Consider the following 15,693-nt stretch of genomic DNA (forward strand, 5'->3'; position numbering starts at 1 on the left):
GAACTACTGGAACAGAGAGTCGGCGGAAAGGCCATTTTTCTCGAGTATTTCACGCAGACGCTTGAGCGCCTCGACCTGAATCTGCCGAACACGCTCACGGGTCAAGCCAATCTCCTGGCCAACCTCTTCGAGCGTGCAGCTTTCATGGCCACGTAAGCCGAAGCGACGCACAACCACCTCACGCTGCTTATCGGTCAGTTCCGAGAGCCACTGATCGATGCTCTGCGACAGATCATCATCCTGTAGCAGCTCACAGGGGTCGGTTGGTCGGTCATCGGTCAGCGTGTCGAGCAACGTCTTGTCCGAATCCGGACCGAGAGATACGTCGACCGAGGATACGCGCTCGTTCAAGCCGAGCATGCGCTTGACCTCACCCACTGGTTTTTCCAGCAGGTTGGCGATCTCCTCAGGGGACGGTTCGTGATCGAGCTTCTGGGTCAGCTCCCGCGCGGCGCGCAGGTAGACGTTAAGCTCTTTGACCACATGAATCGGCAGGCGGATGGTGCGGGTCTGGTTCATGATCGCCCGCTCGATGGTCTGCCGAATCCACCAGGTGGCGTAAGTAGAAAAGCGGAAGCCGCGCTCCGGGTCGAACTTCTCGACCGCGCGAATCAGGCCCAGATTGCCCTCTTCAATCAGATCCAGCAGGGAAAGCCCGCGGTTCACGTAACGCCTGGCGATCTTGACCACCAGGCGTAGGTTGCTTTCAATCATGCGTTTGCGGCCGGCGGGGTCGCCCTTCTGCGCCAAGCGCGCGAAGAACACCTCTTCTTCCGGTGTAAGCAAGGGGGAGAAACCGATTTCGTTTAGATACAGCTGAGTGGCGTCTAGCGCGCGGGTGTAGTCGATGTACTTGTGTTGCTTGCTGCCGGCGGGTTGCTTGGCTTTGCTGCGTGTAGCGACCTTGGCAGTAGCCGCCTTGTCACTAGCCTCGTCAAGATCGATGTCAGGCTCCATCAGGAGCACTTCGTCATCGATGTCAAACTCCGGCGCTGCCTTGGTAATGAGTGCCATTTTATTATTCCGTCCCTTGCTGAGTTCGACCAGCAAGCCCCGATGTGCCCTTCTCCTTGGCAACATCCGAGCCCGTCCATCCCACGTGAGGGGCGAACGAGCGACAGATCAACGACGTGGCAGGTATTGCATTGGATCTACAGGCTTACCCTGGCGGCGAATTTCGAAGTGAAGCTTCACCCGGTCAGTTCCCGTGGAACCCATCTCGGCAATCTGTTGCCCGACTTTGACCTGCTGCCCCTCTCGTACCAACAGCCTGCGGTTGTGACCGTAGGCACTCACGTAGGTATCGCTGTGCTTGATGATCACCAATTCGCCGTAGCCCCGTAACCCACTCCCGGCATATACAACGGTTCCACCAGACGCAGCAAGGACAGGCTGTCCCAATTCACCGGCTATATCAATGCCTTTATTCAAACTACCGTTTGAGGAAAAGCGTCCGATAATCGCACCGCTTGCTGGCCATGCCCAACCTGCTGCAGAGCGCTGAACGGGCTCGATCGGAGTGGTTGCAGGCGTCGTCACGACGGGTGCCGATGGCCTGGTCGTAGTCTGTGTAGGCGCAGTCTGAACAGGCGCCGAAGGTCGGCCAGGCGTGGTCGCTACGGGTGTCGAGACGGTAGGTGAAGATGCAACCACAGGCCTGCTCGAGCTACCGTCGCCAAAGCGAATCACCTGCCCGACACGGATCATGTAAGGCGGCGCAATGCCGTTGCGTGCAGCCAGTGCTTTCCAGTCCCAGCCGTAACGGTAAGCGATCGAGTAAAGTGTATCGCCGCGTTGCACGCGGTACTGGCCCGAGGTCACCGGCTGGCGCTGCGAGGCCGAGCTATTGCGATCGACGACCTGTACACCACCGGAGTGCGAGCTGGCGCAGCCGCTCAGCAATGTGCCCACCGCTACCAAAATCAGCAGGTTGCGCAACATGCCCGAGGAGCGATGTCCTTGTTTGGCTGTGAAACTCACCCCAATCTCCCTTGCAGACGGCCCCGAGCGACCTGTGACGAACGCCGAAAACGTCAAATCTCTTCAACCTGGCGGCGACGCGCCAGCCATTCCATGCCGAGTACCAATGCGATGGCACCCAGGCTCAGCGCAATAGCGAACAGCAGTTGCGCATCATCACCGCTGGCATCGGCAAACTGCCACGGCAACAGATTGACCTGCTCGAGTGGAAACGATTCACCATGTCGATTGGTCTGCCAGGTGAGCGTTTGTTTCCAGGGCCAGACCTTGACCAGCGAGCCGAGCATCAAACCAGCCAGAAAAGCCATGGTCAGATCGCGCATATTGGCGAGCAACCAGCTCAGCAGCTTGGAAAAGGTCAGCAAACCCAGCACGCAACCGGCGCAAAACACCGCCAGTACAGGCAGATCAAAATTCTTCAACGCGCCCAATACCAGCGGGTAAAGCCCCAATAACACCAGAATGAAGCTACCTGAAATCCCCGGCAGGATCATCGCGCTGATGGCAATCGCGCCAGCGAAAAACAGCATCAGCGGATCAGCTGACAACTGCATCGGCACTGCCAGGGTAATCCACAGCGCAAATGCCAGGCCGATAGCGAAGCTGATCAGTCTATTGCCTCGCCAGACAGCAACTTCGCGCCCCACCAAATAAACCGAGACCAGCACCAGCCCGAAGAAGAATGCCCACAATGGCACAGGGTGTTCGCTCATCAGGTAACTGATAGCCCGCGCTAGAGTGAATACGCTACTGAGAATGCCCATCAGCACCACAAGCAGGAAGCTGGCATTGCAGGCTTGCCAGGCGGCGGCGATGCGCCCGCGGGCAACCAGCATCAACGCCTGAGGTATGGCGGAAAAAGAGGCAAGCAGCTTGTCGTATATACCGGTGATCAGGGCGACGGTGCCACCGGAAAAACCAGGCACTACATCGACCGCGCCCATCGCCAATCCTTTGCTATACAGCAACAAGGTTTTCTTCATGCATCCTTCCGATCAATTTGAATCAGGCCAGCGGGCCGTTAAGCAGAGGCACGAATCGTACTGCGTCGAGTACGTGCCGGGAGAAACCCTGTTCCTCGCGAATAATCAATAACAGTTGCTGAACGTCGCCTGAACCGACAGGAATCACCAGGCGGCCGCCTGGGGCCAGCTGGTCCAGCAACGCCTGCGGTACTTCCGAGGCAGCGGCGGTAACGATGATGCCGTTGTAAGGCGCCAGCGCCGGCCAGCCTTCCCAGCCATCGCCCCAGCGGAACACCACATTGCGCAGGCTCAGTTTGACCAGACGCTCCTTGGCCCGTTCCTGCAATCCCTGAATGCGCTCGACCGTGAACACGCGCTCGACCAGCTGCGCCAGAATCGCCGTCTGGTAACCCGAACCGGTGCCAATCTCCAGCACCTTGTCCAACGGGCCTGCGGCCAGCAGCAGCTCGCTCATCCGGGCGACCATATAAGGTTGCGAGATGGTCTGGTTGTGGCCGATGGGCAGCGCGGTGTCTTCATATGCGCGATGAGCAAGGGCTTCATCGACGAACAGATGGCGCGGCGTGCGGCGAATCACTTCGAGCACCTGCGCGTTCGACAGCCCTTCATCGTAGAGGCGTTGAATCAGGCGCTCGCGGGTACGCTGCGAGGTCATGCCAATCCCGTGGCGGTCGTGCTCCCGGTTCATGTCATCAACCCCTCCAGCCAGGGTTTGAGGCGATTGAGGCCGTCCTGATAGGTTCGATCAAGCTGAAGCGGAGTAACCGACACGTAGCCCTGCATCACTGCATGGAAGTCGGTGCCTTCGGCGCCATCCTCGACATCGCCGGCTGCAGCGATCCAGTAGCCTTCCTTGCCCCGCGGGTTCACGTCCTTGACCGGCGCAGCGGCGCGCGCACGATGCCCCAGGCGGGTCAGTTGCACGCCACGGATATGCTCCAGCGGCAGGTTCGGGATGTTGACGTTCAGCACGGTACGCGGCGGCAGGTCGAGCAGTTCGTGGGCCTCGACCAGCTTGCGGGCGAAATAGGCTGCCGTGAGCAGATTCTCCGGCGACCGTGAAACCAGCGAAAACGCGAACGCCGGACGCGCCAGAAAACGACCTTCCAGGGCCGCACCCACGGTACCCGAATACAACACGTCATCGCCCAGATTGGCGCCCATGTTGATACCTGAAACCACCAGATCCGGTACAGCAGGCAGCAAGCCATTGATGCCCAGGTGCACGCAGTCGGTGGGTGTACCATTGAGGCTGATGTAACCGTTGGCCAAGGTGCACGGGTGCAACGGGCGATCCAGCGTCAGAGCGCTGCTGGCGCCACTGCGATCACCATCGGGCGCAATCACCGTGCACTCGGCATAATCTGCCAGCGCAGCATGCAACGCGGCGAGGCCCGGTGCGGCCACGCCGTCATCGTTAGAAATCAGAATAAGCATGGGTTGTCCGTCTGCCCTGCAGGCAAAAGATCGACGATTTCGCGCACCAGTGCGGTGGCGAAACATCCAGCCGGCAGGACGAATTCCAGTTGCAGAATGTCAGGCTCGGGATAATGCCACGTCAAACCGCTAATGGGGAGGCGCAGGATGCGCCGTTCGTGCGCCATGCCCGCTTCTGCCAGCCAGATGGCCAGCTGCGCCTCGGCATCGCCGATGCCCTGCTCGAGCTGATGAGTAGCACCGGCTGCTAGTGACGGGCCTTCCCCCCACAACGGCCCAGTCGGATGCAAGTCCAGCTGAGCCAAGCGCGGGTCCTGACATTCGGCCTCGCCCGCCGGGAAAAAGCTGCGGCTGTCGGTAAACGCCAGCAGGTCACCAGGCAGCGCCTGATTCCAGTTGCCAGCGGCGACGCGCTCGGCCAATACACGATTGAAAATGAAGCTGCGCGCAGCGGACAAAACCCGCGAGCGCACATTGCGTTTCTCGGGCAGTTCCTTGCGCTCGGCAAAATGCCGTGCATGGGCGACGTTGCCGCCTTCGAAGCCGAAACGCTGAGCACCGTAATAGTTGGGAATGCCCTGAGCAGCAATACGCTGCAAGCGCTCATCGAGTACCGCGTGATCGGCCTGCAACTGCGTCAAGCGTAAGGTGAAACCGTTAGCGGCATGGGCACCACGCTGCAGCTTGCGCGAGTGGCGCACCTGCTTGAGGATCACCAGGCTGTCATCCTGCGCAGCGGCGAGATCAGGATCACTCTTGCCCGGCAGGTGAACGCTGAACCATTGCCGGGTCAGCGCCTGACGATCCTTGAGCCCGGCATAACTGATCATCCGCACCGGCACACCCACAGCACGGGCCAATCGGCGCGCGGCATCTTCGGTGTTCAGCTCGCGTTTTTCGACCCACAGCCATAGATGCTCGCCAGTGCCAGACAGTTCGATGTCCAGCACCTCGTCAACCTGGAAGTCTTCGGCCGTAGCCTTGAGCACGGCTTGGCCACAGGGTTTGCCATAGGCGCGCGGGCCAAGCAATTCCAGTTCGGTCATGCGCTGACCAGCAAAGCAACTGCGTGAACCGCGATGCCTTCCTCACGCCCCACGAAGCCCAGCTTCTCGGTCGTGGTGGCCTTGACATTGACCTGATCGAGCTCGACCTGCAGATCTTCGGCGATCAGCGCGCGCATGGCTTCGATATGCGGGGCCATCTTCGGCGCCTGGGCTTCGATGGTGGCGTCGACATTGCCGACCTTCCAGCCTTTGGCGTGGATCAAACCGACTATATGACGCAACAGCACACGGCTGTCGGCGCCTTTGAAGTTCGGGTCGGTATCCGGGAAATGCTTGCCGATATCACCCAGCGCGACGGCGCCAAGCAAGGCATCGGCCAGGGCATGCAGCACCACGTCGCCATCGGAATGGGCAATCAGGCCGAATTTATGGGGAATGCGTACACCGCCCAGGGTGATGAAATCCCCTTCGCCGAAACGATGTACGTCGTAGCCATGGCCGATACGCATGAGCCGGTGCCCTCGCAAAAAAACGCGATTCTACCCGAAAGCGCAGCACCCGCGGACTTGCCGGGCCGCTGGGGCGGCCAATTGCAGCGCCTTTCATTATTTTGAGCCCACCATCAGCGAATCTCGACTGCCACGCTTACTGAAGAGCAATGCGTCTCTCGGCCGAGCTGAAAATCACCGTGGTGAAAATATTGGAATGTTCTTGCGCTACCAATAGTCGACAAGAAGTAGCAAAAAATTTCTACCACCCATGGAGACCATCATGGCCGCAGCACCAAAACCTAAGTCGAAAGCCACCCAGCAGAAACTCAAAGGCGATGGCCTGGCCATCAATACGAGCGTCGACGGCGCTGCCCGCGAAAAGGTCGCTGAAGCGCTGACCAAAGCGGTAGCGGACAGCTACACCCTGTATGTGAAGACCCTTGGCGTGCACTGGAACGTGCAAGGCGCCAACTTCTACGGGCTGCACAAGCTGACCGACGAGCAGTACAACGAAATTCATCAGGCCGCTGACGCACTTGCCGAGCGTATTCGCGCACTGGGCAAACTGGCGCCGACCGGCGGGGAAACCTTCCGCTCGCTGACCGTCATCGATAACGAAGCCCCACACAAGCCAACGGCGCAGATGATTGCCGAGCTGGTGAAGGACAACGAAGCAGTCGCACGCCGCATGAGCGAGTTCGCCGAGCTGGCCGAAGAAGCCGGTGACCTGTTCAGCCACGACATGCTGGTAGCACGTATCGGCGTGCACGAGCAGAACGCGTGGATGCTGCGCTCCAGCCTGGGCGAATAATCGTTCGGCGACATAAAAAAGGCGCTGCAGATCTGGTCTGCAGCGCCTTTTTAATTGCCCTAATCGATACCGCCTAGCGGGCATGGACTAGGAGTCCCCGCCCGCGCCCACAAAGCGATCCCTCGCGGGAGCGGGCCATGCCCACGAAGCCCTACCTATCGAAGAGGTCCCTCAGCCTGCCAACGCCTCGGCATGATGACGCAGGTGATCTTCGATAAAGCTGGCAATGAAGTAATAGCTGTGGTCATAACCTGGCTGCAGGCGCAGGGTCAGCGGATGATTCGCTGCCTTCGCCGCCGCTTCCAGCGCATGGGGTTTGAGCTGGCCGTCGAGGAAATCATCGCGGTCGCCCTGATCGACCAGAATCGGCAGCTTCTCGCCAGCCTCGGCGATCAGCAAGCTGGCATCCCACTCGCGCCAGCGCGAACGGTCTTCACTCAGGTAGTTGCTAAAGGCCTTTTCACCCCACTGGCAATTCAGCGGATTAGCAATCGGCGAGAACGCCGAGACCGATTGATAGCGCCCGGGATTCTTCAGAGCGCAGATCAGCGCACCATGGCCGCCCATCGAGTGCCCGGCGATACCGCGTTTGTCCGAGACCGGGAAGTTGGCCTCGATCAGCGCCGGCAATTCCTGCACCACGTAATCGTACATACGATAGTGGCGCGCCCAGGGTTCCTGAGTGGCATTGATGTAGAAGCCAGCACCCAGACCGAAATCGTAGGCGCCATTGGCGTCATCCGGCACGCCCTCGCCACGCGGGCTGGTATCGGGCGCGACGATGATCAGGCCAAGCTCGGCAGCCATGCGCTGAGCGCCCGCTTTCTGCATGAAGTTCTCGTCCGTGCAGGTCAGGCCGCTGAGCCAGTACAGCACCGGTAACTTGGCGCCTTTTTCGGCCTGCGGCGGCAAGTAGACGGCGAACACCATGTCGCAATTGAGGCAGGTGGAACGATGCTTGTAGCGCTTGTGCCAGCCGCCAAAGCTCTTGTTGCTGGAGACGATTTCCAAGGTCATGACGAATCCTCACGGGCCGCGGATAAGCCGTCGGGCAACGGCGTTATCCGCCCCACTGATCAGTAGTGGATGACGGTGCGAATGCTCTTGCCTTCGTGCATCAGATCGAACGCTTCGTTGATCTGCTCCAGGCCCATGGTGTGGGTGATGAAGGTATCCAGCGGAATTTCACCGCTCTGCGACTTCTCGACATAGCTCGGCAGCTCGGTGCGGCCCTTGACGCCACCGAACGCCGAACCGCGCCAGACGCGACCAGTCACTAGCTGGAACGGACGGGTACTGATCTCCTGACCGGCACCGGCCACACCGATGATCACGCTCTCGCCCCAGCCCTTGTGGGCGCATTCCAGAGCCGCGCGCATCAGCTGCACGTTACCCACGCACTCGAAGCTGTAGTCCACGCCGCCATCGGTCATTTCGACGATGACGTCCTGGATTGGCTTGTCGTAATCCTTCGGGTTGACGAAGTCGGTGGCGCCTAGCTCACGTGCCACATCGAATTTCGCCGGGTTGATGTCAATGGCGATGATGCGCGAGGCCTTGGCCATCTTCGCCCCGATGATCGCGGCCAGGCCGATGCCACCCAAACCGAAGATAGCCACGGTAGCGCCCTCTTCCACCTTGGCGGTGTTGAGCACGGCGCCGATGCCAGTGGTCACGCCGCAACCGAGCAGGCAGACCTTTTCCAGCGGTGCATCTTTGGGGATTACAGCCAGGGAGACTTCCGGCAGCACGGTGTACTCGGAGAACGTCGAGCAACCCATGTAGTGATAAATCGGCTCGCCGTTGTAGCTGAAGCGCGAGGTGCCATCGGGCATCAGGCCTTTGCCCTGAGTGGCGCGCACCGAGCTGCACAGGTTGGTCTTGCCGGACAGGCAGAATTTGCACTTACGGCATTCGGCGGTGTACAGCGGGATCACGTGGTCACCCACGGCAACCGAGGTCACGCCCTCGCCGATGGCCTCGACAATGCCACCGCCTTCGTGACCGAGAATCGATGGGAATACACCTTCGGAGTCAGCACCAGAAAGGGTGTAGGCGTCGGTGTGGCAAACGCCGGTGGCAACGATACGCACCAGCACTTCCCCAGCCTTTGGCGGCTCGACATCCACTTCAACGATTTTCAGCGGCTCGTTGGGCGCAAAGGCTACAGCGGCGCGGGACTTGATCATGCTCTGACTCTCCAGATGAAGTAACGATGGCGACGAGTGTAGTAGAGCAATGTCGAGAGATAATCAGGCAGAATGCAAAACATTATTGCCATCCAGGGATAATCACATCGAGTGGGCCTACGGAGAACATATGAATCGCTGGGAAGGGTTGGATGAATTCGTTGCAGTCGCCGAATGTGGTCAGTTCACTGCCGCAGCCGAGCGTTTGGGCCTTTCGTCATCCCAGGTGAGCCGGCAGATCGCCCGACTGGAAGAGCGGCTGCACACCCGCCTCTTTTACCGCACCACCCGCAAGGTGGCATTGACTGAAGCTGGCCAGACCTTTCTGCAACACTGCCAACGCCTGCAGGACGCCCGCGAGGAAGCGCTCAACGCCATTGGTGATCTGGGCAGTGAGCCCAAAGGGTTGCTGCGCATGACCTGCGCGGTAGCTTATGGCGAGCGCTTCATCGTGCCATTGGTTACCCAGTTCATGGCGCGCAACTCGCGGCTTTCCGTGGAAATCGAGCTGAGCAATCGCACTTTGGATCTGGTGCAGGACGGCTTCGATATCGCCATCCGTCTCGGCCGCTTGCAGGATTCACGCATGCTGGCAACACGGCTCGCACCGCGGCGCATGTACCTGTGCGCATCCTCCGAATACCTGCAGCGCTATGGGCGCCCACACAGCCTGTCGGAACTGGCGCGGCACAATTGCCTGATCGGCAGTAGCGATATGTGGATCTTCCAGCTCGAAGGCCGAGAAGCCTCTCAGCGCGTCAATGGCAACTGGCGCTGCAACAGCGGCCAGGCCGTGCTGGACGCCGCCCTGGCCGGGCTCGGTTTGTGCCAGTTGCCGGACTACTACGTGCTCGAGCACCTGCGCAGCGGCGCCCTGGTGTCGCTACTCGACAACCATCAGCCGCCCAATACCGCGGTGTGGGCGCTGTATCCACAGCAGCGGCACCTGTCGCCCAAGGTCAGGCAGCTGATCGACGCATTACGTTACGGTCTCGCGCAACGCCCTGAATACGCCTGAGTGCGGCGGCCTGCGGGTATCGTGCTCATAGAATGTCACAACCATCCACGAACCCACTCGCCCCTGCTCCGTCGTAACCCATGAGGCCCCTGTTCGGGTCGTTGTGAATCCACCAGCATGAGGAAATGGTTATGCAGGTCATGGTCAACAGCGGAAAGCACGTCGACACCTCAATGGCATTCAAGACTGACATTCGCGGTCGAGTGCGCGACAAACTGCAACGCTACGAGGAGCACCTCACCCGGGTGGAAATTCACCTCTCGGACGAGAACGCCCTGAAAAGCGGCCCCCAGGACAAACGCTGCAAAGTCGAGGCACGCATGAAAGGACGCGACCCCATGTCGGTCTCCTTCGACGCCTGCGAACTGCACCAGGCCATCGACGGAGCGATGAACAAGCTCACCGCCGTGCTGGAGCGAAACATTGGCAAAAACGCCAAGAAATGGATTCACTGAGGCACAGACAGTGACTCAGTGCCGGCCTCGCCAGAGGCGCTCCAGATAATGCAGATCTTCCGGGCGGGTGATCTTGAGGTTGTCCGCCCGGCCTTCGATAAGACGTGGCGATTGCCCGGCCCACTCGATGGCCGAGGCTTCGTCAGTCACGGCAACATCCGATACCAGCGCTTCCGCCAGGGCCCGATGCAAGGCACCGAGACGAAACATCTGCGGCGTGTAGGCCTGCCAGATAACCGAGCGATCGATGGTTTCACGCACCCGACCATCACTGCCCACGCGTTTGAGCGTATCGCGTGCCGGCACCGCCAGCAGCCCACCCACCTCGTCATCGGCCAGCTCGGCCAACAGCAGATCAAGATCGGACTGCGCCAGATTCGGTCGTGCGGCGTCGTGCACCAGCACCCAGTCCTGCTCGCTGGCACCCAATTCCGCCAAGCGCAGCAAGGCGTTGAGTACCGAGTCAGCACGCTCGGCGCCACCACTGGCAGCGTGAATGCGCGCGTCGCGGGCGCAATCGAGAGACGGCCAGAACGGATCGTCCTCGGCCAGGCTGACCACCACGCCACGCAAGCATGGATGATCGAGAAAACAGTTGAGGGTATGTTCGAGAATGCTCTTACCGGCCAGCTGCAGATACTGCTTGGGCCTGTCGGCACGCATGCGGCTGCCGATACCGGCGGCCGGAATCACCGCCCAGAAAAACGGCAGATCAGGTGTGTTCATTCAGCCAACTGATAGAGGGTTTCGCCGTCCTTGACCATACCCAGCTCATGGCGGGCACGCTCCTCGACGGTTTCCATGCCTTTTTTGAGCTCCATAACCTCGGCTTCGAGGATACGGTTGCGCTCGAGCAGACGCTCGTTCTCGCCTTGCTGATCGGCAATTTGCTGCTGAAGTTCAGTCACCTGCGCCAGGCTGCCCTCGCCCACCCACAGGCGGTACTGCAGGCCTGCAAGCACAAGGATCAGAACGGGAAATAGCCAGTAGGGACTACGCATGGCAGGTGAGGCACTCGGGTAAGAAAAGGTCGCTACTGCGGACATCCGTGGATTCTCCCTGCGTCATCGGCATCCGGCAAGGCCGCTAAGTCGACTTGGCGGTAATCCAGGAAGCCCGCGCAGCTGGGCATGACGCCCGGCTGCGCGAACCTGACTCAGCCGCGGAACTCGCCGCGACCGCGGTACGGCGCCTTGGCGCCCAGTTGCTCTTCGATACGCAGCAGCTGGTTGTACTTGGACACGCGGTCGGAACGGCACAGCGAACCGGTCTTGATCTGACCAGCGGCAGTACCGACGGCCAGGTCAGCGATGGTGCTGTCTTCGGTTTCGCCCGAACGGTGCGAGATCACCGCGGTGAAGCCGGCTGCCTTGGCCATCTGGATGGCTTCCAGGGTTTCAGTCAGCGAGCCGATCTGGTTGAACTTGATCAGGATCGAGTTACCGATGCCCTTATCGATGCCTTCCTTGAGGATCTTGGTGTTGGTCACGAACAGGTCGTCACCCACCAGCTGAACCTTGGCGCCGATCTTGTCGGTGAGGATTTTCCAGCCCGCCCAGTCGGACTCATCCAGACCGTCTTCGATGGAGATGATCGGGAAACGCTCGGTCAGGCCTTTCAGGTAGTCGGCGAAACCTTCGGCGTCGAAGGATTTACCTTCGCCGGACAGGTTGTACTTGCCGTCTTCGTAGAACTCCGAGGCCGCGCAATCCAGCGCCAGGGTCACATCGGTGCCAAGCTTGTAGCCGGCGTTGGCTACGGCTTCAGCGATGGCCGACAGGGCGTCTTCGTTGGACGCCAGGTTCGGTGCGAAACCACCTTCGTCACCTACGGCAGTGTTCAGGCCGCGGGCCTTCAGTACGGCCTTAAGGTGATGGAAGATTTCTGTACCCATGCGCAGGCCATCGGAGAACGTCTTGGCGCCAACCGGCTGAACCATGAATTCCTGAATGTCGACGTTGTTATCAGCATGCTCGCCGCCGTTGATGATGTTCATCATTGGTACCGGCATCGAGTAGACGCCCGGCGTGCCGTTGAGATTGGCAATGTGCGCGTACAGCGGCAGATCCTGATCCTGGGCAGCGGCTTTGGCAGCAGCCAGAGACACGGCGAGGATGGCGTTGGCGCCCAGCTTGGCCTTGTTCTCAGTGCCATCGAGATCGATCATGGTTTTGTCGAGGGCTTTCTGGTCAACCGGATCCTTGCCCAGCAGCGCATCGCGAATAGGGCCATTGATGTTGGCCACGGCCTTCAGCACGCCCTTGCCCAGGTAACGGCTCTTGTCGCCATCACGCAGTTCCAGCGCTTCGCGCGAACCGGTGGAGGCACCCGACGGCGCGCAGGCGCTGCCAACGATGCCATTGTCGAGGATTACGTCCGCTTCCACGGTGGGGTTGCCACGGGAGTCGAGAACCTCACGACCCTTGATGTCGACGATCTTTGCCATTCTTGTAAGCTCTCCAGAAGTTGTCGAAAAACACACTGCAGCATTCGGTAGCCGCTACCCGCAACGCGCGTTGGCGGCCAGGCAGATATACAAACCCGGCCTAAAGGCCGGGCGGTGGAACAGACGAGATCAGGAAACGCCTCAGGCGGTCTCAATTGGATCCTGACTCTTGATCAGATCATCCAGCTGCTTGAGCTGAGCAAGGAATGGCTCAAGCTTGTCCAGACGCAATGCGCACGGCCCGTCGCACTTGGCATTTTCCGGATCCGGATGCGCCTCGAGGAACAAACCTGCCAGTCCCTGACTGAGGCCAGCTTTGGCCAGCTCGGTAACCTGGGCACGGCGGCCGCCGGCAGAATCCGAGCGACCACCCGGCATTTGCAGGGCATGGGTGACATCGAAGAAAACCGGATATTCGAAGGCCTTCATGATGCCGAAACCCAGCATGTCCACTACCAGGTTGTTGTACCCGAAAGAGGAACCACGCTCGCAGAGGATCAACTGATCGTTCCCGGCTTCGACACACTTGGCGAGAATATGTTTCATCTCCTGTGGAGCCAGAAACTGCGCCTTCTTGATATTGATCACTGCATTGGTCTTGGCCATGGCCACGACCAAATCAGTTTGCCGGGACAGGAAAGCCGGCAACTGGATGATGTCGCAAACATCCGCCACTGGCTGCGCCTGATGCGGCTCGTGCACATCGGTGATCACCGGCACGCCGAAGGTCTTCTTCACCTCTTCGAAGATCTTCATGCCCTCTTCCAGGCCTGGGCCGCGGAAAGAAGTCACTGACGAACGGTTGGCTTTGTCGAAGCTTGCCTTGAACACATACGGGATACCGAGCTTATCGGTTACTCGCACGTACTCCTCGCAGGTACGCATGGCCAGGTCGCGGGATTCCAACACGTTGATACCGCCGAACAGCACGAAAGGCTTGTCGTTGGCGATGTCGATCTTGCCGACTCGAACAGTCTTCTGCGCCATGGGTCAGGCCTTCTTAGCTTGGTGCGCGAGCGCGGCGTTGACGAAACCGCTGAACAGCGGATGACCGTCACGCGGTGTGGAGGTGAATTCAGGATGGAACTGGCAGGCGACGAACCATGGGTGATCCGCGCTCTCGACCACTTCGACCAACGCACCATCGCCAGAACGACCGGTGACCTTCAGGCCAGCGTCGATCAGTTGCGGCAACAGGTTGTTGTTCACTTCGTAGCGATGACGATGACGCTCGACAATAACGTCCTTGCCGTAGCAGTCGTGAACCTTGGAGTTGGCCTGCAGCTGGCAATCCTGAGCGCCGAGACGCATGGTGCCGCCCAGGTCGGAAGTTTCGGTGCGTAGCTCGGTCGCGCCGGTCGCGTCCTGCCATTCGGTGATCAGGCCGACCACTGGGTGTTTGCTGGCAATATCGAACTCGGTGGAGTTGGCGTCGGCCCAGCCCAGCACGTTACGGGCGAACTCGATGACCGCAACCTGCATGCCGAGGCAGATACCCAGGTAAGGAATCTTGTTCTCGCGGGCGTATTGAACGGTCTTGATCTTGCCTTCCACACCACGTAGACCGAAGCCGCCCGGAACCAGAATGGCATCGACGCCCTGCAGCAGGTCGGTGCCGTTGTTCTCGATGTCTTCGGAATCGATGTAGCGCAGGTTGACCTTGGTGCGGTTGCTGATACCGGCGTGGCTCATTGCTTCAATCAGCGATTTGTAAGCGTCCAGCAGCTCCATGTACTTACCGACCATGGCGATGTTGACTTCTTTTTCCGGGTTCAGTTTGGCATCGACCACTCGATCCCATTCGGATAGGTCGGCACCGCGGCATTCAAGGGCGAAACGCTCGACGACGAAATCATCCAGGCCTTGCGAATGCAGGATGCCCGGAATCTTGTAAATGGTGTCGGCGTCTTCCAGAGCGATGACTGCGCGCTCCTCGACGTTGGTGAACTGAGCAATCTTGCGACGCGACGACAGGTCGATCGGGTGATCAGAACGGCATACCAGCACGTCCGGCTGCAGGCCGATGGAGCGCAGCTCCTTGACCGAGTGCTGAGTCGGCTTGGTCTTGGTTTCGCCTGCGGTGGCGATGTACGGAACCAGGGTCAGGTGCATCAGCATGGCGCGCTTGGCGCCCACTTCGAAACGCAGCTGGCGAATGGCTTCAAGGAACGGCTGCGACTCAATATCGCCAACCGTACCGCCAATTTCGACCATGGCGACGTCAGCGTCGCCAGCACCCTTGATAATGCGGCGCTTGATCTCGTCGGTGATGTGCGGGATGACCTGGATGGTTGCACCCAGGTAATCACCACGGCGCTCTTTGCGCAGTACGTCTTCGTACACGCGGCCGGTGGTGAAGTTGTTGCTCTTGGTCATAGTGGTGCGGATGAAACGCTCGTAGTGACCCAGATCGAGGTCAGTCTCGGCGCCATCGTGGGTAACGAACACCTCACCATGCTGGAACGGGCTCATGGTGCCCGGATCGACGTTGATGTACGGATCCAGTTTGAGCATCGTGACCCTCAGGCCCCGCGCCTCCAGGATTGCCGCCAAGGATGCCGAGGCGATGCCTTTCCCCAATGAAGAAACAACACCACCCGTGACGAAGATGAAGCGCGTCATGAAAAACCCTAAGAAGTCAGCAGTGACGGTCGAGCCGCCGGGGAGCAGAGAAGGCCTTGGTTCACCTTAGCAAACATGGCGAACCATGCTGGCAAATAGCAAACATCCACCGCTTCTGAAAGAAGCAGCGAATACCTGAATAGAGACGGGAGCGTAGTCTACCGGAAACGTCTTGAGTGGGGAAGAACAGGAAGCCCATGTGGGCCAAAAGCAGGTGAACTAAAGACCTCGACAAGAATTAAAACTCTTTC

17 protein-coding genes are annotated in these 15,693 nt (G+C 59.7%); 3 read left to right on the forward strand and 14 right to left on the reverse strand.

Annotation, left to right across the window (positions count from 1 at the left end; all coding sequences use genetic code 11):
* Positions 1-3: 3 nt before the first annotated feature.
* From rpoS to ispF, 7 genes are all read right to left on the reverse strand, one after another.
* A complete protein-coding gene (gene rpoS, locus BUC40_RS00680; protein WP_073261612.1) occupies positions 4-1,014 on the reverse strand; it encodes an RNA polymerase sigma factor RpoS in 1,011 nt (336 codons plus the stop codon).
* Positions 1,015-1,122: 108 nt separating this feature from the next.
* Entirely contained in the window at positions 1,123-1,941 is an 819-nt protein-coding gene (locus BUC40_RS00685; protein WP_073261614.1) for a peptidoglycan DD-metalloendopeptidase family protein, read from the reverse strand.
* 92 nt (positions 1,942-2,033) lie between these two features.
* The gene (locus tag BUC40_RS00690; protein WP_073261617.1) at positions 2,034-2,963 is read right to left on the reverse strand and encodes a polyprenyl-phosphate transporter; all 930 of its coding nucleotides are present in this window, start codon (positions 2,961-2,963) and stop codon (positions 2,034-2,036) included.
* 22 nt (positions 2,964-2,985) lie between these two features.
* Positions 2,986-3,654 carry a protein-L-isoaspartate(D-aspartate) O-methyltransferase gene (locus BUC40_RS00695; RefSeq protein ID WP_073261619.1) on the reverse strand — a complete coding sequence of 223 codons (669 nt, stop codon included), beginning with the start codon at positions 3,652-3,654 and terminating at the stop codon, positions 2,986-2,988.
* Complete coding sequence (gene surE, locus BUC40_RS00700; protein WP_073261621.1) at positions 3,651-4,403, reverse strand: 5'/3'-nucleotidase SurE; 753 nt, start codon at positions 4,401-4,403, stop codon at positions 3,651-3,653. The genes BUC40_RS00695 and surE overlap by 4 nt, the downstream gene beginning before the upstream one ends.
* Positions 4,391-5,449, reverse strand: coding sequence for a tRNA pseudouridine(13) synthase TruD (truD, locus tag BUC40_RS00705; protein ID WP_073261623.1), 1,059 nt, complete (start codon positions 5,447-5,449; stop codon positions 4,391-4,393). Before truD ends, surE begins: the two co-directional genes overlap by 13 nt.
* Complete coding sequence (gene ispF, locus BUC40_RS00710) at positions 5,446-5,919, reverse strand: 2-C-methyl-D-erythritol 2,4-cyclodiphosphate synthase (protein WP_073261627.1); 474 nt, start codon at positions 5,917-5,919, stop codon at positions 5,446-5,448. The genes truD and ispF overlap by 4 nt, the downstream gene beginning before the upstream one ends.
* Positions 5,920-6,181: 262 nt before the next feature.
* Between ispF and BUC40_RS00715 the strand changes: the two genes are divergently transcribed.
* On the forward strand, positions 6,182-6,712 hold the full coding sequence (locus BUC40_RS00715) for a Dps family protein (RefSeq protein WP_073261629.1): 531 nt from the start codon (positions 6,182-6,184) through the stop codon (positions 6,710-6,712).
* A gap of 171 nt (positions 6,713-6,883) precedes the next feature.
* Here BUC40_RS00715 and fghA read toward each other — a convergent pair whose 3' ends face one another.
* A complete protein-coding gene (gene fghA / locus BUC40_RS00720) occupies positions 6,884-7,729 on the reverse strand; it encodes an S-formylglutathione hydrolase (protein ID WP_073261631.1) in 846 nt (281 codons plus the stop codon).
* Between the two features lie 59 nt (positions 7,730-7,788).
* The gene (locus tag BUC40_RS00725; RefSeq protein ID WP_073261633.1) at positions 7,789-8,901 is read right to left on the reverse strand and encodes an S-(hydroxymethyl)glutathione dehydrogenase/class III alcohol dehydrogenase; all 1,113 of its coding nucleotides are present in this window, start codon (positions 8,899-8,901) and stop codon (positions 7,789-7,791) included.
* 130 nt (positions 8,902-9,031) lie between these two features.
* Here BUC40_RS00725 and BUC40_RS00730 point away from each other — a divergent pair, with 130 nt between their 5' ends.
* Together BUC40_RS00730 and BUC40_RS00735 are read left to right on the forward strand one after the other, a co-directional pair.
* Positions 9,032-9,919: a LysR family transcriptional regulator gene (locus tag BUC40_RS00730; protein WP_073261635.1), complete on the forward strand. Its 888-nt coding sequence runs from the start codon at positions 9,032-9,034 to the stop codon at positions 9,917-9,919.
* A gap of 140 nt (positions 9,920-10,059) precedes the next feature.
* Positions 10,060-10,374 carry an HPF/RaiA family ribosome-associated protein gene (locus BUC40_RS00735; protein ID WP_279627112.1) on the forward strand — a complete coding sequence of 105 codons (315 nt, stop codon included), beginning with the start codon at positions 10,060-10,062 and terminating at the stop codon, positions 10,372-10,374.
* A gap of 15 nt (positions 10,375-10,389) precedes the next feature.
* On the opposite strand, the gene ispD is transcribed toward BUC40_RS00735, so the two are convergent.
* The 5 genes from ispD to BUC40_RS00760 form a co-directional block, all read right to left on the reverse strand.
* The gene (ispD, locus tag BUC40_RS00740; RefSeq protein ID WP_073261639.1) at positions 10,390-11,100 is read right to left on the reverse strand and encodes a 2-C-methyl-D-erythritol 4-phosphate cytidylyltransferase; all 711 of its coding nucleotides are present in this window, start codon (positions 11,098-11,100) and stop codon (positions 10,390-10,392) included.
* Complete coding sequence (gene ftsB / locus BUC40_RS00745) at positions 11,097-11,375, reverse strand: cell division protein FtsB (RefSeq protein ID WP_073261641.1); 279 nt, start codon at positions 11,373-11,375, stop codon at positions 11,097-11,099. The genes ispD and ftsB overlap by 4 nt, the downstream gene beginning before the upstream one ends.
* 155 nt (positions 11,376-11,530) lie before the next feature.
* Positions 11,531-12,820, reverse strand: a complete 1,290-nt coding sequence (eno, locus tag BUC40_RS00750) for a phosphopyruvate hydratase (RefSeq protein WP_073261643.1) — start codon at positions 12,818-12,820, stop codon at positions 11,531-11,533.
* A 141-nt stretch (positions 12,821-12,961) separates the two neighbouring features.
* Complete coding sequence (gene kdsA, locus BUC40_RS00755) at positions 12,962-13,807, reverse strand: 3-deoxy-8-phosphooctulonate synthase (protein WP_073261645.1); 846 nt, start codon at positions 13,805-13,807, stop codon at positions 12,962-12,964.
* A gap of 3 nt (positions 13,808-13,810) precedes the next feature.
* The gene (locus tag BUC40_RS00760; protein ID WP_073261647.1) at positions 13,811-15,442 is read right to left on the reverse strand and encodes a CTP synthase; all 1,632 of its coding nucleotides are present in this window, start codon (positions 15,440-15,442) and stop codon (positions 13,811-13,813) included.
* Positions 15,443-15,693 lie beyond the last annotated feature (251 nt).

The sequence above is a fragment of the Phytopseudomonas punonensis genome, assembly GCF_900142655.1.
Taxonomy (GTDB): Bacteria; Pseudomonadota; Gammaproteobacteria; order Pseudomonadales; family Pseudomonadaceae; genus Aquipseudomonas; species Aquipseudomonas punonensis.

What these genes read in the sequence shown, in the direction of transcription:
- rpoS (WP_073261612.1), bottom strand. Translation starts at nt 1,014, where the DNA reads ATGGCACTCATTACCAAGGCAGCGCCGGAGTTTGACATCGATGACGAA.
- BUC40_RS00685 (WP_073261614.1), bottom strand. Translation starts at nt 1,941, where the DNA reads ATGTTGCGCAACCTGCTGATTTTGGTAGCGGTGGGCACATTGCTGAGC.
- BUC40_RS00690 (WP_073261617.1), bottom strand. Translation starts at nt 2,963, where the DNA reads ATGAAGAAAACCTTGTTGCTGTATAGCAAAGGATTGGCGATGGGCGCG.
- BUC40_RS00695 (WP_073261619.1), bottom strand. Translation starts at nt 3,654, where the DNA reads ATGAACCGGGAGCACGACCGCCACGGGATTGGCATGACCTCGCAGCGT.
- surE (WP_073261621.1), bottom strand. Translation starts at nt 4,403, where the DNA reads ATGCTTATTCTGATTTCTAACGATGACGGCGTGGCCGCACCGGGCCTC.
- truD (WP_073261623.1), bottom strand. Translation starts at nt 5,449, where the DNA reads ATGACCGAACTGGAATTGCTTGGCCCGCGCGCCTATGGCAAACCCTGT.
- ispF (WP_073261627.1), bottom strand. Translation starts at nt 5,919, where the DNA reads ATGCGTATCGGCCATGGCTACGACGTACATCGTTTCGGCGAAGGGGAT.
- BUC40_RS00715 (WP_073261629.1), top strand. Translation starts at nt 6,182, where the DNA reads ATGGCCGCAGCACCAAAACCTAAGTCGAAAGCCACCCAGCAGAAACTC.
- fghA (WP_073261631.1), bottom strand. Translation starts at nt 7,729, where the DNA reads ATGACCTTGGAAATCGTCTCCAGCAACAAGAGCTTTGGCGGCTGGCAC.
- BUC40_RS00725 (WP_073261633.1), bottom strand. Translation starts at nt 8,901, where the DNA reads ATGATCAAGTCCCGCGCCGCTGTAGCCTTTGCGCCCAACGAGCCGCTG.
- BUC40_RS00730 (WP_073261635.1), top strand. Translation starts at nt 9,032, where the DNA reads ATGAATCGCTGGGAAGGGTTGGATGAATTCGTTGCAGTCGCCGAATGT.
- BUC40_RS00735 (WP_279627112.1), top strand. Translation starts at nt 10,060, where the DNA reads ATGGTCAACAGCGGAAAGCACGTCGACACCTCAATGGCATTCAAGACT.
- ispD (WP_073261639.1), bottom strand. Translation starts at nt 11,100, where the DNA reads ATGAACACACCTGATCTGCCGTTTTTCTGGGCGGTGATTCCGGCCGCC.
- ftsB (WP_073261641.1), bottom strand. Translation starts at nt 11,375, where the DNA reads ATGCGTAGTCCCTACTGGCTATTTCCCGTTCTGATCCTTGTGCTTGCA.
- eno (WP_073261643.1), bottom strand. Translation starts at nt 12,820, where the DNA reads ATGGCAAAGATCGTCGACATCAAGGGTCGTGAGGTTCTCGACTCCCGT.
- kdsA (WP_073261645.1), bottom strand. Translation starts at nt 13,807, where the DNA reads ATGGCGCAGAAGACTGTTCGAGTCGGCAAGATCGACATCGCCAACGAC.
- BUC40_RS00760 (WP_073261647.1), bottom strand. Translation starts at nt 15,442, where the DNA reads ATGACGCGCTTCATCTTCGTCACGGGTGGTGTTGTTTCTTCATTGGGG.